Genomic DNA, 14846 nt, shown 5'->3' with positions numbered 1-14846 from the left:
TGCCACTTGGCAGTTACCGCGCGGACGCCGGCGTCCGCTTCGTTCCACCCGACCTTTACTGGATCTTCTTGGCCTTTTCGAAGGCTTCGTCGATCGTGCCGACCATGTAGAAGGCTTGTTCCGGCAGGTGGTCGCACTCGCCTTCAACGATCATCTTGAAGCCGCGGATCGTTTCCTTCAGCGGAACGTACTTGCCCGGCGAGCCCGTGAACACTTCCGCGACGTGGAACGGCTGCGACAGGAAACGCTGGATCTTACGAGCGCGCGCCACGGCGAGCTTGTCTTCCGGCGCCAGTTCGTCCATGCCCAGAATCGCGATAATGTCGCGCAGTTCCTTGTAGCGCTGCAGCGTTTGCTGCACGCCGCGCGTGATCGAGTAGTGCTCTTCGCCGATCACGTTCGGGTCGATCTGACGCGAGGTCGAATCGAGCGGGTCCACGGCCGGGTAGATACCCAGCGAAGCGATGTCACGCGACAACACGACGGTTGCGTCCAGGTGACCGAAGGTCGTAGCCGGCGACGGATCGGTCAAGTCGTCCGCAGGGACGTACACGGCCTGAACCGACGTGATCGAGCCGGTCTTGGTCGACGTAATACGCTCTTGCAGCTTGCCCATTTCTTCAGCCAGCGTCGGCTGATAACCCACTGCTGACGGCATACGGCCGAGCAGTGCCGACACTTCGGTACCGGCCAGCGTGAAACGGTAGATGTTGTCGACGAAGAACAGCACGTCGAGGCCTTCGTCACGGAAGTGCTCAGCCATCGTCAGGCCGGTCAGCGCGACGCGCAGACGGTTGCCCGGCGGCTCGTTCATCTGGCCGTACACCAGCGCGACCTTGTCCAGAACGTTCGAGTCCTTCATTTCGTGATAGAAGTCGTTCCCTTCACGGGTACGCTCGCCAACACCTGCGAACACGGAGTAACCACCGTGTTCCTTCGCGATGTTGTTGATCAGTTCCATCATGTTCACGGTCTTGCCCACGCCGGCGCCACCGAACAGACCCACCTTGCCGCCCTTGGCGAACGGGCAGATCAGGTCGATAACCTTGATACCCGTTTCGAGCAGTTCGGTCGACGGCGACAGTTCGTCGAACGCCGGTGCCTTCTGGTGGATCGAGCGCGTGTTGTCGCTTGCGATCGGGCCCGCTTCGTCGATCGGACGGCCCAGCACGTCCATGATGCGGCCGAGCGTCGGCTTGCCGACGGGCACGCTGATCGGCTTGCCGGTGTTCTTCACGACCGTGCCACGGCGCAGGCCGTCCGATGCACCCAGACAGATGGTACGGACAACGCCGTCGCCCAGCTGCTGCTGGACTTCGAGGGTCAGTTCCGAACCTTCCAGAATGAGCGCGTCGTAAATCTTCGGCATGTCCGAACGCGGGAATTCCACGTCGATCACCGCGCCGATGCACTGTACGATCTTGCCTTCTACCAAAGCAGTAGTACTCATCGCTTTTCCTTTAGATACTCAATTCTTCACTCGCGCAAAGGCGCTGTTTCGATGGAATCGCCCAGACCGGTTGCCTGGACGGTGCGCCTCAAGGGCGCACGCAAGGCGACATGGCTGACCATCAAGGTCAGACGGCCGCCGCGCCACCGACGATTTCCGACAGTTCTTTCGTGATCGCGGCCTGACGGCTCTTGTTATACACAAGCTGCAGTTCGTTGATGACCGTCTTCGCGTTGTCCGAAGCGGCCTTCATTGCGACCATACGGGCCGACTGCTCCGATGCCATGTTTTCCGCGACGGCCTGATAGACCAGCGCCTCGACATAACGCACCAGCAGTTCGTCCACCACTGCCTGCGCGTCCGGCTCGTAGATGTAGTCCCACTGGGTGCTTGGCGTCGCGCCCTGCTCTTCCTTGCGCTCGAACTGATCTGCCGCGAGCGGCAGCAGTTGCTCGATCACCGGCTCCTGCTTCATCGTATTGACGAAGCGCGTGTATGCGAGATACACCGCCGAAACCTTGCCTTCCGAGTACAGATCGAGCTGCACCTTCACCGCGCCGATCAGCTTTTCCAGATGCGGCGTATCGCCCAGATGCACGACATTGGACACCACCTTGGCGCGCAAGCGGTTCAGGAAACCCAGACCCTTGGTGCCGATCGCAGTTGCCTCGATCGTCTTACCCTGTCCTTCCAGTTCCTTGAACTTCTGCAGCGCCGCCCGCAGCACGTTGGTGTTCATGCCACCGCACAGACCCTTGTCGGTCGTGACGAGGATGATGCCCGCCGTCTTCGCGCCTTCGTTCGACACCATGAACGGGTGACGATACTCCGGGTTCGCACGGCTCATGTGTGCAGCGATATCGCGGACCTTGTCGGCATACGGGCGAGCAGCGCGCATGCGCTCCTGAGCGCGGCGCATCTTCGATGCCGCCACCATCTCCATCGCTTTCGTGATCTTGCGCGTGTTTTGCACGCTCTTGATCTTGCCGCGAATTTCCTTCATTCCAGCCATTGCTTGCTCCTTGTCGGCCCGAGTGAGCGCCGTATTGCTTACCCGGGTCCCATGCAAAGCGATCGAAGCAGCGCGGCGGCATTCACATGCAGCGCACGCCGCTTCGAGGTCCGCTTATGCCTTGCGGATCACTTGCGGATCAATAAGCGCCGGACTTCTTGAAGTCTTTGAGGGCCGTGTGCAGCAGGCCTTCGTCGTCCTTCGAGAGTTCCTTGTTGTCTTCGATGCGCTTGACCAGGTCAGCGTGGCTCGACTTCAGGTATTCGCGCAGGCCTTTTTCGAACGGCAGAACTTGCGACACCTCCAGATCGTCGAGGTAGCCGTTGTTCGCGGCGAACAGCGAGATAGCCAGTTCCCACACCTGCAGCGGCTGATACTGCGGCTGCTTCAGCAGTTCCGTCACGCGGCGGCCGCGCTCCAGCTGCTTGCGGGTGGCTTCGTCGAGGTCTGACGCGAACTGCGCGAACGCTGCGAGTTCACGGTACTGTGCGAGGTCGGTACGGATACCGCCCGACAGCTTCTTCACGACCTTGGTCTGAGCCGCACCACCAACGCGCGACACCGACACACCGGCGTTAATTGCCGGGCGGATACCTGCGTTGAAGAGGTCGGTTTCGAGGAAGATCTGGCCGTCGGTAATCGAGATCACGTTCGTCGGAACGAATGCCGTCACGTCGCCTGCCTGCGTTTCAATGACCGGCAGTGCCGTTAGCGAGCCGCTCTTGCCCTTCACCTCACCGTTGGTGAACTTCTCGACGTACTCTTCCGAGACGCGAGCAGCACGTTCCAACAGACGCGAGTGCAGATAGAACACGTCACCCGGGTATGCTTCCCGGCCCGGCGGACGGCGCAGCAGCAGCGAGATCTGACGGTATGCCCAAGCCTGCTTGGTCAAGTCGTCGTAAACGATCAGCGCGTCCTGGCCGCGGTCGCGGAAGTATTCGCCCATCGTGCAGCCGGCGTACGGTGCCAGGTACTGCATGGCAGCCGATTCTGAGGCCGAAGCAGCGACGACGATCGTGTATTCCAGCGCGCCGGTTTCTTCGAGCTTGCGGACCACGTTCATGATCGACGAAGCCTTCTGGCCGATCGCGACGTAGATACAGAAGAGGTTCTTGCCCTTCTGGTTGATGATCGCGTCGACTGCGACTGCGGTCTTGCCGCACTGGCGGTCGCCGATGATCAGCTCACGCTGGCCACGGCCAACCGGCACCATCGCGTCGATCGACTTCAGACCGGTTTGGACCGGTTCCGAAACCGACTTACGCCAGATCACACCCGGAGCGATCTTTTCGATTGCGTCGGTCTTCTTCGCGTTGATCGGGCCTTTGCCGTCGATCGGGTTACCGAGCGCGTCGACCACGCGGCCGAGCAGTTCCGGGCCCACCGGCACTTCCAGAATGCGGCCCGTCGTCTTGACGATGTCGCCTTCCGAGATGTGCTCGTACTCGCCCAGGATCACGGCGCCGACCGAGTCGCGCTCGAGGTTCAGTGCGAGGCCGAACGTGTTGCCCGGAAATTCGAGCATTTCGCCCTGCATCACTTCCGACAGACCGTGAATACGCACGATACCGTCGGTCACGGAGATCACGGTGCCCTGGTTGCGAACGTCTGCGCTCGCTTCAAGGCCCTGGATCCGGCTCTTGATCAGCTCGCTGATCTCAGAGGGATTGAGTTGCATTATTCGCTCCTGATAGTCAATTCTGTTGCGTGCCAGCCGCCTGGCGCGAGGCGCTTTACGCCGTCAGAGCCGTTTGCATGCTGGCAAGCCGCGCGCGGACCGAGGTATCGAGCACTTCGTCGCCGACCGTCACGCGCACGCCGCCGATCAGCGACGAATCGACCTCGACCGTCGGCTTCAGCTTGCGTTTGAACTTGCGTTCGAGACTTGCGACGAGGTCGTTCAACTGCGCGCCTTCGAGCGGGAATGCGCTGGTAATCAGCACATCGGCCGCCCCTTCGCGGGCGTTCTTCAACTCTTCGAACTGCACGGCGATTTCCGGCAGCAATTGCAGGCGATGGTTGTCCACCAGCATTTGCACCAGATTTTTCGCTTGCGCGTTGTCCTTGAGCGGCGACTTGACCGCAGCCAGCAGCAGTTCGCTGACCTGGGCGCGGCTTACTTTCGGGCTCGAGGCGATCGACAGCACTTCGGGCAGACGCGCAACCTGTGCCAGCTCCTGCACGAGCGTGGACCAGGCGGCGATGTCACCAGCTTCGGCCACGCCAAACAGCGCTTCTGCGTACGGACGGGCGATGGTTGCAAGTTCGGCCATGATCAGAGCTCAGCTTTCAGTTGATTCAGCAGGTCAGCGTGCGCTGCCTGGTCGACTTCGCGCTTCAGGATCTGTTCGGCGCCCTTCACTGCCAGTGCAGCGACTTCGCCGCGCAGCGTTTCGCGCGCCTTCACGACTTGCTGCTCCGCGTCGGCCTTCGCTTGCGCGATGATGCGAGCGGCTTCAGCTTGCGCTTGCGCCTTGATTTCGTCAGCGACTGCGACAGCACGCTTTTCTGCGTCTGCAATACGTTGCTGACCGTCGTTGCGTGCCTTGGCGAGTTCCTGGTCGACGCGCTTGTGTGCGGCTTCGAGTTCTGCCTTGCCCTTTTCGGCAGCCGACAAACCGTCAGCGATCTTCTTCGAGCGCTCGTCGAGGGCGTTGATCAGCGGCGGCCACACGAACTTCATCGTGAACCACGCGAGGATCAGGAACACGACCATTTGCGCAAACAGGGTTGCGTTGAGATTCACGGTGTTTCCTTAAACGTTGCTAGTTCGGAAAGTGAAACGGCAAGGCGCTCATCGATTCAGTGCTCGATCAGCGCCCAAGTGCCCGTTCCGCCCTGCGCCTTTAGTTATAGCTCAGGCGCAAACTTCCGAGGAACCTCAGCCTGCCAGCTTCGCCAGCAGCGGGTTCGCGAACGCAAACAGCATTGCCACACCAACGCCAATCAGGAACGCCGCATCGATCAGACCAGCCAGCAGGAACATCTTCGTTTGCAGCGGGTTCATCAGTTCCGGCTGGCGGGCACATGCTTCGATGTACTTGCCGCCCATCAGGCCGATACCGATACAGGCGCCGATTGCACCCAGGCCGATGATGATGCCGATACCGATGGCGGTCAGACCCTGGATGTTGGCGATGAAAGCTTGCATGATCACTCCTTTGTGAAAAGTCTTTTAGAACTGGTTGGAACTGGGATTTGAAAAACTACGATTCTTTCTACGGCAGCGCAGGTTAGTGCGTGTCGTGTGCCTGGCCGATGTACACCAGCGTCAGCATCATGAAAATGAACGCTTGCAGCAGAACGATCAGGATGTGGAAGATTGCCCACACGCTGCCCGCGATCACGTGGCCGATGAAGCCAAGCACCGTCGTGTCCGCGCCGAAGCTCCAGATGCTGCCGAGCAGGGCAATCAGCAGGAACAACAGTTCGCCCGCGTACATGTTGCCGAACAGCCGCATGCCGAGCGAGACCGTCTTCGCGACGAACTCGATGATGTTCAGTGCAAGGTTCGGGATCCACAGCAGCGGATGCGCGCCGAACGGAGCCGACAGCAGTTCGTGCACGAAGCCGCCGGCGCCTTTGATCTTGAAGTTGTAGTAAATCATCAGCGCGAACACACCGAGCGCGATGCCGATCGTGCCGTTCAGGTCGGCAGTCGGAACGATACGGTGGTGCGGGATGGCTTCGGACAGACCCAGCCAGCCAATCACGTGACCCGGCAGGTCAACGGGGATAAAGTCGAGCGAGTTCATCAGCGCGACCCAGACGAAAACCGTCAGGGCCAGCGGCGCGATGAAAGTGCGCGTGCCGTGGATCATCGATTTCGATTGATCCTCGACCATTTCGACCAGCATCTCGATTGCGCACTGGAAACGGCCGGGCACGCCGGACGTCGCCTTGCGGGCAGCGAGATGCAGGATGATGATGGTGGCCAGACCGCAAACGATCGACCAGAAAAGGGTGTCCAGATTCCACACGTGAATGTCGAAAATCGACGTTTGGTGCGCGGTGGAAAAGTTCTGCAAGTGGTGCGCGATGTACTCGGACGGATCCATTGCGCGCGTGCCTTCGCTAGCTGCCATATCGTTAAAGCCACCCAAATTGTCGAAAATCGTCTTAGGCCGCTCCCACCGCAATGCTCTATCGCGGGAACGCGCCGGGCGCGGATCGTGTCGTATCCGCACGCTCTAGCCGGCGCCACGCGCCGGCTTTGAATCTTTGCTGTTACCTGTTGCTTCCTAGCGCCATGCCAAGGCAATCCAGTACGTCTTGAGGGCGATGAGATAGGTCACGAGCAGCGGAACCCAGCGTACCTCGTGATACCAGAAGGCGATGGCTACGAACATCGCGATCGTCGCCCCCATCTTCAGCGCTTCGCCCAGCACCCAACTCATCACTGTCTCGGCACCGCTCAGCGTTCTCAGCCGCGCCGCGAACAATGCGCCCGGCACCCAGCAGATCGCTCCCCCCAGGAACGCGGACAGCGCAGCAGCGCCCGGTGGCTCATAGAACAGCCACCACACCAGCGTCGCAACCAGGGACAAAACCATTTGCGCTGCCACGACCTTGAAAGGAGTGACGCGCGATGGACGACTCACGTTCGGGCCAAAAAGCTTCTCTGCCTCGGCCCGGGTAAGCGGAACGATATTGTTATCCTGCTCGGCCTCCCACGAGTCCTCGCGCGCGACTGACTGAGCGGTGGACGTGTCGGAAACGGTGCGCCGATTACGGCTTGCGTCGCGCCCATTCTTGCGCCCATTGTCACGCCCATTTTCTGGCGCTTGATTTGACGCTTTGACCGCCATCGCAGTGTTCCGAAAGTGCCGTTCCGATCAGCGAGCTTTCGCTGCGCTTACGGGGTTGCCGTGCAATTAAATCCGGGCGATTGTAAGCGATAGTTGCAGGCAATTCAAGACTTTAGGCCGTTCAATAAACAGTGCGAAACGACGCCTCGCGATGTGGAAAACCCCGCATGGCGGCGCGCAGCACGTCAAATGTAAGGCTGTCGGGCACACGCAAAACGTGTGCGCATTCTGGCAGGTTTTTGCCCCGCACTACGGGTTGAAAAGCGCCGCAGCAGACGTCTCGAAAATGCAACAAATGCCGATGGCGATTTACTTTGGCGGCGTGGACTGGTTGCACCCCGTCAGATCAGTTAGGAATCCGACGCAATTGGAGCAGTGTCGGCGCGTTGTCGACACTGCACGTGGAATGAACCTGTATGCGGTAATTCTGCTCTAGGCAGTGGCATTTCCACGCAAGCGCACCAAGATGCCTTCCAGTGCATCCAGATCGCCGAAGTCCACTAGCACCTGGCCGCGGCCGCGTCGGCCCAGCTTGATCTTGACAGTCGCGGCGAGCAGATCGGACAACTCTTCCTCGAGGCGCCGCGTGTCCCGGCCACCATCCGGATTCGCACGCGCCTTGACCGCCGGTACGGCCTTGGTGGTTGCCGTCACCAATTTCTCCGTTTCGCGCACCGACATCCGCTTGTTGACGACCTGATTCGCCAGCGTGATCTGCGTCGCGGAATCGACTGCAAGCAACGCACGCGCGTGCCCCATGTCAAGATCGCCCGCGAGCAGCATGGTCTGAACCGGCGGGGCGAGGTTCAGCAGACGCAGCAAATTCGACACGGCGCTGCGCGAGCGGCCGACCGACTCGGCCGCCTGTTCGTGCGTGAAATTGAATTCGTCGAGCAAACGCTGTATGCCCTGAGCCTCTTCGAGCGGATTCAGATCTTCGCGCTGAATGTTCTCGATCAGCGCCATCGCCGCCGCAGCCTGGTCGGGCACGTCCTTGACCAGGACCGGCACTTCCTCGAGACCCGCCAGGCGCGCCGCGCGAAAACGCCGCTCACCCGCGATGATCTCGTATTTGTCCGCCGATACCGGCCGTACCAGAATCGGTTGCATCAGTCCCTGGGCGCGAATGCTGGCCGCCAACTCCTGCAGCGCGCCCTCGTCCATCCGCGTGCGCGGCTGATACTTGCCAGCCTGCATCTTTGACAGAGGCAGCACGTTCGGCGCGCCTTCTATCGCCACCGCCTCCGTGATATCGGCGCTGCCGCCGAGCAATGCTTCCAGGCCGCGACCCAATCCCTTCTTTCTTGCTACTGCGTTCATTGTGCTTCCTTGATCCACTTAGGATGCCTGGGGCGCGTCATTCAGTGCGCGCACCCGCTCAATCATTTCTGCGCCGAACTGCACGTAAGCCTGCGCGCCGCGCGAGGCCCTGTCGAACACCACGCCCGGCAAACCGTAGCTGGGCGCCTCGGCAAGGCGCACGTTACGCGGAATCACTGCGTCGAACACCTTGTCGCCGAAATGCTCTTTCAACTGATCCGAGACCTGCTGCTGCAACGTAATGCGCGGGTCGAACATGACACGCAACAAACCGATCACTTTCAGGTCGCGATTCAGGTTCGCGTGCACCTGCTTGATCGTATTGACGAGATCGGACAGGCCTTCGAGCGCGAAGTACTCGCACTGCATCGGAATGACGACGCCATGTGCGGCGCAAAGGCCGTTGAGCGTCAGCAGTGACAAAGCCGGCGGACAATCGATCAACACGAAGTCGTACTCGCTTTCGACCGGGGCAAGCGCCGCCTTTAACTGACGCTCGCGGTTCTGCACGCTGACGAGCTCTACTTCGGCCCCGGCGAGTTCGCGGTTCGCAGGAAGCACGTCATAGTCGACGGCTTCTGGACGCATACGCGCCTCAGCTACGGAGACGCCGTCAACCAGCACTTCGTAGACGGTGTTGGCGCACGCCGCCTTGTCGATGCCGCTGCCCATTGTTGCGTTACCTTGGGGGTCCAGATCAATGAGAAGGACCCGCTGCCCCTGCGCTGCCAGGCTGGCCGCCAGATTGACTGTCGTCGTCGTCTTGCCGACGCCGCCTTTCTGGTTCGCAACGCAGAAGATTTTTGCCATCGTTGGAGTGTCCCTTTTTGCTGCTTGAATGTGATTGTCTCTATGCGATTACGCGATCAACGTGAAGAGCGGCCGATGCGGCTAGGTCGCCTAACGCGCTTCGTCGACAAGTACCGTGACGAGATGCCGCTCGGCGTCCAGAAACGGCACCGCGAGCCGTACCGTCTGTTCCACGTGGGCGCCCGCTGGCAGGCGCGCTATTTCATCGTTCGGACGCACGCCCTTCATCGCGAGAATGGCGCCATGCTGGGCGACCAGATGACGGGCCAGTGTAACGAAATCGGCGAGCTCTGCGAATGCTCGCGAAACGATTACGTCGAACTTTGCCGGCACTTCGGCGCCGGCTTGCAGCGTTTCCACACGACCCGTCACCACCGAAAGGTTGCTGAGCCCTAGCTCGGCCTTCGCCTGTGCCTGAAAAGCCGTTTTCTTGTGAACAATGTCGTTCACCGTGACGCGCCAGTCCGGCTTGACGATCGCCAGCACGATGCCCGGCAGTCCACCGCCAGATCCCACGTCGAGCACGGAGCGCGGATTGCGCTGCGACAAGTGCGGCACGATCGAAAGCGAGTCGAGGATGTGCTGGATCAGCATCTGCCGGGGATCACGGATCGCGGTCAAGTTGTACACCGCGTTCCACTTAGCCAGCAAGGCGACGTAGTCGAGAAGCTTGGCCCGTTGCGTCTCGTCGAGATCGAGGCCCAACTCACTCACGCCCTCAGCCAGAAGCTGCGCTAGCGCTTCGCGGTCGCTGCCGTTTTGCTTCGAGGTCATTGAGCCACCGGCACATTGTCGGCACCGGGTTCAGCCGGCTTAGTCGCGCGGCGACCCAGCCCGCGCTTCAAGTGCACCATCAGCAACGAGATGGCCGCTGGCGTGATCCCCGAAATGCGCGACGCCTGGCCGATGGTCTCCGGACGGAACTGCGTCAACTTCTGGCGAGCCTCGAACGAGAGGCCCCTTACCTCGGCGTAGTCCAAGCCTTCCGGCAGACGCGTGCTCTCGTGCGCCTCGTTCCGCTCGATCTCACCTGCCTGGCGGTCGATATAGCCTTGGTACTTGATGCCAATTTCGATCTGCTCCTTGATTTGGGCCAGCAGGACTTCGTCTTCAGCCAATGTGCCGGGCGCAGCGCAGGCACCTTCGCGAAGTGCACACACGCCGTCATAGCTGACGCCGGGGCGGCGCAGCAAGTCCGCCAAGCTGTACTCATGATCGATCGGTTTGCCGAGCAACGCAGTCGCTTCCTCGGCGGACAGGGTCTTCGGATTCACCCAAGTTGTCCGCAGCCGTTCGGTTTCACGTGAAACAGCGTCGCGCTTGCGGCTGAATGCATCCCAACGGACGTCGTCCACCACCCCCAGTTCGCGGCCGATTTCGGTGAGCCGCATATCGGCGTTGTCCTCACGCAGGCTGAGGCGATACTCCGCGCGACTCGTAAACATACGATATGGCTCGGAGACGCCACGGGTCACCAGATCGTCGACGAGCACGCCCAGATACGCCTGGTCACGACGCGGGCACCACGCCTCCCTGCCCTGCACGAACAAACCGGCATTGACGCCAGCCAGCAGACCTTGCGCCGCTGCTTCCTCATAGCCAGTCGTACCGTTAATCTGGCCCGCAAAGAACAAGCCGCTGATAACTTTCGTCTCAAGCGACGCCTTCAGGCCCCGCGGGTCGAAGTAATCGTATTCGATAGCATATCCGGGTCGCAGGATATGGGCATGCTCAAGCCCGCGCATCGACCGCACCAGTTCGAGCTGCACGTCGAACGGCAGGCTTGTAGATATGCCGTTAGGGTAGAACTCATTGGTGGTCAGTCCTTCGGGCTCAAGAAAAATCTGATGTGACTCCTTCGTCGCAAAGCGGTGAATCTTGTCTTCAATGGACGGGCAATACCGCGGCCCCACTCCCTCGATCACTCCCGTGTACATCGGCGAGCGATCTAGTCCGCCGCGAATGATGTCGTGCGTACGTTCGTTGGTATGGGTTACCCAGCAGGGCACTTGCCGTGGATGCTGCTCGGCGCGGCCCAAGAACGAGAACACCGGCACCGGATCGAGGTCGCCCGGCTGCTCTTCCAATTGCGAGAAATCTATTGTGCGGCCGTCGATACGCGGAGGCGTCCCAGTTTTCAGACGACCTTGCGGCAGCTTCAATTCCTTCAAACGCGCCGACAACGACAGGGCCGCCGGATCGCCGGCACGACCACCCGTGTAATTGTTCAAGCCAACGTGAATCTTGCCGTCGAGGAATGTGCCCGCCGTGAGCACGACTGCACGCGAGCGGAAGCGAATTCCTACTTGGGTAACTGCTCCTACTACACGGTCGCCCTCGACCATCAAGTCGTCGACGGCCTGCTGAAAGAGCCACAAATTCGGCTGGTTCTCAAGCCGATGACGGATGGCCTGCTTATAAAGCAGCCGATCGGCCTGCGCACGCGTGGCGCGCACTGCCGGGCCCTTCGACGAATTGAGGATGCGAAACTGAATACCGCCCTCATCCGTCGCAGCCGCCATAGCGCCGCCCAAGGCGTCGACTTCCTTGACCAGATGCCCCTTGCCAATGCCGCCGATCGACGGATTGCAGCTCATCTGACCGAGCGTTTCGATGTTGTGCGTCAGCAGGAGCGTCTTATTGCCCATGCGAGCGGAGGCCAAAGCGGCCTCGGTGCCGGCGTGCCCGCCGCCGACAACGATTACGTCAAATTCTGTGGGAAAAAGCATCGCGGATCTCACGCCAGATCATCGCGTGAGCCTTCAAAGGAAAATGTATGGGCGAATTATAACGGGTTCGGTTTTGGCACGAATTCGGTCGAATGGCCAAGCATGAAAAAAGCGGCGTGTTTCACGTGAAACACGCCGCTTCGAAAGCCCAGGCCCAACGAAGTCAGGCTGCTTTCTTCGCCAGTCCCAGATAGGTCTCGATGACTCGTGGATTGTTCGCCAGATCGGTAGCTGGACCTTCGAGCGCTAGTTCGCCAGTTTCCAGGACGTACCCATAGTCGGAAATTTGTAGCGCAGCGCGCGCATTCTGCTCGATGAGAAGCGTAGCCACGCCCGTCTGCCGCAGCGCACTGATGATATGGAAAATCTCCTTCACGATCAGCGGCGCGAGGCCGAGGCTCGGTTCGTCCAGCATCAACAGATCGGGCTTGCCCATCAAAGCGCGGCCCACCGCAAGCATTTGTCGCTCTCCGCCGGACAGCGTCCCGGCCGCCTGCTTACGGCGCTCCTTCAGACGCGGAAAGAGCTCGAAGACGGGTTCGATCTGATCGAGGAAATTGCGCTCGCCTGCCCGCTTGCGCCGGTACGCACCCAGGACCAGGTTGTCCTCCACTGTCATCGATGCGAAGAGCTCCCGCTTCTCCGGCACGAGGCACATGCCGCGTGCCACCCGCTTCTCCACAGGTACGGCGCTTACATCCTCACCCTGATAAATAACCGCGCCCTTCGCGTGTCCGGTGGGCGGCAAGGCGCCCATAATTGCGTTCAGAAGCGTCGATTTGCCCGCGCCGTTCGGGCCGATAACCGACACGATCTGTCCGGGTCGCACCTTGATCGCCGCGCCGTGCAGCGCCTCGACCTTGCCATAGCGCACGAAAAGACCGTTCACGTCGAGAATGGCCGCTGCTGCACTCATGTCGTTCTCCATTACTCCACCCCACCGAGATAAGCCTCTAGCACCGCGGGGTCCTGCTGCACGTCTTGCGGCAGGCCTTCGGCGATACGCGTACCGAACTCCATCACGACCAGTCGGTCGGTCAGGTTCATCACAAAGTCCATGTCGTGCTCGACCAGCAGCACGCTCATCCCTTCCGCCTTCAGCCGACGTAGCAGATCCGCTAACTGCAATTTCTCCTGATACCGCAGGCCAGCCGCCGGTTCGTCCAGCAACAGCAACGTGGGGTCGCAGCAGAGCGCCCGAGCGATTTCCAGAATCCGCTGCTGGCCCAATGCGAGGCTGCCCGCCTCGTCGTACATATGCTGCTCCAGCCCGACGCGGCGAATCTGGCGCGCGGCTTCGGCCATCAGCCGTGCCTCTTCGGCGCTGTTAAGACGCGCAACGCTGCGCCAGACACCCGCATGTCCACGCAGATGCGCGCCGATCGCCACATTCTCCAGCACCGTCATGCCCGGCAGCAGCTTGACGTGCTGGAATGTGCGGCCGATTCCCCGCTTGACGATTTCACGTGAACTGAGCGCATCGATCCGCTCGCCGCGGAACGTAATCTCACCGCTTGTGGCCTGCAGAACGCCGGTCACCAGGTTGAAGGTGGTAGATTTGCCCGCGCCGTTCGGGCCGATGAGGCCAATGATCTGGCCCGCCTTCACGTCGAAGCTCACATCGTTGACCGCGACTAGACCGCCGAACTGCTTGCGGGCCTTGTTCACCGTCAAGAGCGTCTCACCGGCTGTCGGTTTGCTGCGCTGCGGCAGCGGGTCCGCATGTTCCGGCAGACGCGCGCGCGGGCCGCGCGGAAAGAAACGGGCGACGAACGGCCAGACGCCCTGCCGCGCGTATTGCAACAACAGCACCATCAAAATGCCGAAGACGATCACCTCGAAATTACCGTTCTCGCCCAGCAGCTTCGGCAGCAGTGTTTGCAGATAGTCCTGCAGCACCGTGAGGATTGCTGCGCCAAGCACCGCGCCCCACACGTGAGACACACCGCCCACCACCGCCATGAACAGAAACTCGATGCCGTGGTTCAGACCGAACGGCGTGGGATTCACCGCCCGCTGCAAATGCGCATACAGAAAGCCGGACACGGACGCCAGCACCGCCGCGTACACAAAGATGACCACACGCATCCACGCAGTATTGACGCCCATTGCCTCGGCCATCATGCCGCCGCCGCGCAGTGCACGGATTGCCCGCCCTGGCCGGCTGTTAAGCAGATTCTGAACCGAAACCACTGCGCCAAGCACGACCAGCCAGATCAGGTAATAGATGTGACGACCCGATTCCAGGTCGATGCCGAACACATTCAGCACCGGAATGCCGTTGATCCCGTCGTACTTGCCGAGCATCTCCAGGTTACCGAACAGGTAAAAGAGAGACAGTCCCCACGCGATGGTGCCAAGCGGCAGAAAGTGGCCAGACAGACGCATCGTCACAAGGCCGAGAACCAGCGCGATCAACGCCGTCAGCAACACGCCGGCGATCAGCGCAAACCACGGCGAGACGCCAAAGCGCGTGGTGAGGTACGCCGTCGCATACGCTCCGATGCCGACAAACGCCGCCTGCCCGAAACTGGTCATTCCACCGATGCCGGTGAGCAGCACGAGCCCGATGGCGACGATCGCATACAGCCCGATGTAGTTGAGCAGCGTCACCCAGTACTCAGGCACATGAATCGGCTGCGGCAGCACCGGCAACGCAAACAGCACCGCGAGGAAGAGCCAGAAGAACTTGTTTGTCATGATCCGTTTCATCG

General features: G+C 60.8%; 14 protein-coding genes. All 14 read right to left on the bottom strand.

The annotated features are described in order from the left end of the window. Positions 1-55: 55 nt before the first annotated feature. The 14 genes from atpD to F757_RS0105910 all read right to left on the bottom strand — a co-directional run bounded on the left by atpD (position 56) and on the right by F757_RS0105910 (position 14844). Entirely contained in the window at positions 56-1450 is a 1395-nt protein-coding gene (gene atpD / locus F757_RS0105980) for a F0F1 ATP synthase subunit beta (RefSeq protein WP_027210616.1), read from the bottom strand. A 127-nt stretch (positions 1451-1577) separates the two neighbouring features. Further along, the gene (gene atpG / locus F757_RS0105975; protein WP_027210615.1) at positions 1578-2462 is read right to left on the bottom strand and encodes a F0F1 ATP synthase subunit gamma; all 885 of its coding nucleotides are present in this window, start codon (positions 2460-2462) and stop codon (positions 1578-1580) included. Between the two features lie 139 nt (positions 2463-2601). After that, positions 2602-4143: a F0F1 ATP synthase subunit alpha gene (gene atpA / locus F757_RS0105970; RefSeq protein WP_015004083.1), complete on the bottom strand. Its 1542-nt coding sequence runs from the start codon at positions 4141-4143 to the stop codon at positions 2602-2604. A gap of 55 nt (positions 4144-4198) precedes the next feature. Continuing rightward, positions 4199-4738 carry a F0F1 ATP synthase subunit delta gene (locus tag F757_RS0105965; protein WP_027210614.1) on the bottom strand — a complete coding sequence of 180 codons (540 nt, stop codon included), beginning with the start codon at positions 4736-4738 and terminating at the stop codon, positions 4199-4201. Between the two features lie 2 nt (positions 4739-4740). Next, entirely contained in the window at positions 4741-5211 is a 471-nt protein-coding gene (locus F757_RS0105960; RefSeq protein ID WP_013340940.1) for a F0F1 ATP synthase subunit B, read from the bottom strand. A gap of 135 nt (positions 5212-5346) precedes the next feature. Then, positions 5347-5616, bottom strand: a complete 270-nt coding sequence (gene atpE / locus F757_RS0105955) for a F0F1 ATP synthase subunit C (RefSeq protein WP_006050844.1) — start codon at positions 5614-5616, stop codon at positions 5347-5349. Between the two features lie 82 nt (positions 5617-5698). Further along, entirely contained in the window at positions 5699-6550 is an 852-nt protein-coding gene (gene atpB / locus F757_RS0105950) for a F0F1 ATP synthase subunit A (protein ID WP_015004084.1), read from the bottom strand. 156 nt (positions 6551-6706) lie between these two features. Next, a complete protein-coding gene (locus F757_RS0105945) occupies positions 6707-7273 on the bottom strand; it encodes an ATP synthase subunit I (protein WP_027210613.1) in 567 nt (188 codons plus the stop codon). A 432-nt stretch (positions 7274-7705) separates the two neighbouring features. Next, positions 7706-8593, bottom strand: a complete 888-nt coding sequence (locus F757_RS0105935; RefSeq protein WP_027210611.1) for a ParB/RepB/Spo0J family partition protein — start codon at positions 8591-8593, stop codon at positions 7706-7708. Positions 8594-8611: 18 nt separating this feature from the next. Further along, positions 8612-9403 (bottom strand): ParA family protein, encoded by a 792-nt coding sequence (locus F757_RS0105930; protein WP_027210610.1) that lies wholly within the window; start codon positions 9401-9403, stop codon positions 8612-8614. Between the two features lie 90 nt (positions 9404-9493). Next, positions 9494-10177 (bottom strand): 16S rRNA (guanine(527)-N(7))-methyltransferase RsmG, encoded by a 684-nt coding sequence (rsmG, locus tag F757_RS0105925; protein WP_027210609.1) that lies wholly within the window; start codon positions 10175-10177, stop codon positions 9494-9496. Beyond that, positions 10174-12132 (bottom strand): tRNA uridine-5-carboxymethylaminomethyl(34) synthesis enzyme MnmG, encoded by a 1959-nt coding sequence (gene mnmG / locus F757_RS0105920; protein WP_027210608.1) that lies wholly within the window; start codon positions 12130-12132, stop codon positions 10174-10176. The genes rsmG and mnmG overlap by 4 nt, the downstream gene beginning before the upstream one ends. A gap of 163 nt (positions 12133-12295) precedes the next feature. Continuing rightward, positions 12296-13048 (bottom strand): ABC transporter ATP-binding protein, encoded by a 753-nt coding sequence (locus F757_RS0105915; RefSeq protein WP_232221364.1) that lies wholly within the window; start codon positions 13046-13048, stop codon positions 12296-12298. Between the two features lie 11 nt (positions 13049-13059). Beyond that, the gene (locus F757_RS0105910; RefSeq protein WP_027210606.1) at positions 13060-14844 is read right to left on the bottom strand and encodes a branched-chain amino acid ABC transporter ATP-binding protein/permease; all 1785 of its coding nucleotides are present in this window, start codon (positions 14842-14844) and stop codon (positions 13060-13062) included. Positions 14845-14846: the final 2 nt, after the last annotated feature.

This window comes from Burkholderia sp. WSM2232, from assembly GCF_000472545.1.
Taxonomy (GTDB): Bacteria; Pseudomonadota; Gammaproteobacteria; order Burkholderiales; family Burkholderiaceae; genus Paraburkholderia.
Note: the sequence above shows the minus strand (reverse complement) of the source record. Positions and strands in the feature narration are given on the sequence as shown.